We start from the raw sequence: 635 nt of genomic DNA, 5'->3' as shown, positions 1-635 counted from the left end.
CGACCGGGCTGCGCAATCCCGAAGCGCTGGCGCTGCTCATCGAGCGCATTGGCACCGTCACGGCCGTTCTCTGCGGGCACGTTCACACGCCCACGGTGTCGTCCTTCGCCGGAGTGCCCGTGATCGTGGCGCCTGGAGTCGTTTCCGCGCTGCGCCTCGATCCCGGCGAGCGGCCGTTGACGAACCGCGAGCACGCTCCGGGCTTGGCGCTGCACCGATTCGACGACGACGGCACGGTCACGACGACCTTCCACTACGCGAGCTGAGCGGTGCCACCACTCGCGGCGGTCATCGGATTCGCGCTCGCGGTACTCGGTCTCTCCGTGGTCGTGATGCAGTCCGCGCAGGTGTACCGCGTCGTTCAGGTTGTTGGTGCCGCGTACCTAATTGGACTCGGTGCCACTTCGCTGCTTCGCGGCAGGCGCGTGTCAACAGCTGCGCGACCCGACGAACTCGTGCGCGTCCACACGGCGTTCCTGATGAACCTGCTCAACCCGAAGGCGGCTGCCGTCTACCTCACGCTCGCGCCGCAGTTCCTGGACAGCGATGCTTTCACGGTCGTGAACGTGCTCGTGCTCGCCCTGGTGCACGCCGCGCTCATGGCGTGCTGGCTGACCGCGAGCGCGACCGTGCTG

The 635-nt window shown here is 67.7% G+C and carries 1 protein-coding gene and 1 pseudogene; both read left to right on the top strand.

The window, feature by feature from the left end:
- Window positions 1-266, top strand: a pseudogene (locus CCN37_RS40385) (phosphodiesterase); the annotation flags it as partial.
- A 3-nt stretch (window positions 267-269) separates the two neighbouring features.
- Window positions 270-635 (top strand): LysE family translocator (locus CCN37_RS36690; RefSeq protein ID WP_168201032.1); only part of this gene is annotated, 366 nt, incomplete at its 3' end.

It is taken from the genome of Allokutzneria sp. NRRL B-24872, assembly GCF_002155965.1.
Taxonomy (GTDB): domain Bacteria; phylum Actinomycetota; class Actinomycetes; order Mycobacteriales; family Pseudonocardiaceae; genus Allokutzneria.
This window is presented reverse-complemented; position numbering and strand designations above follow the sequence as displayed.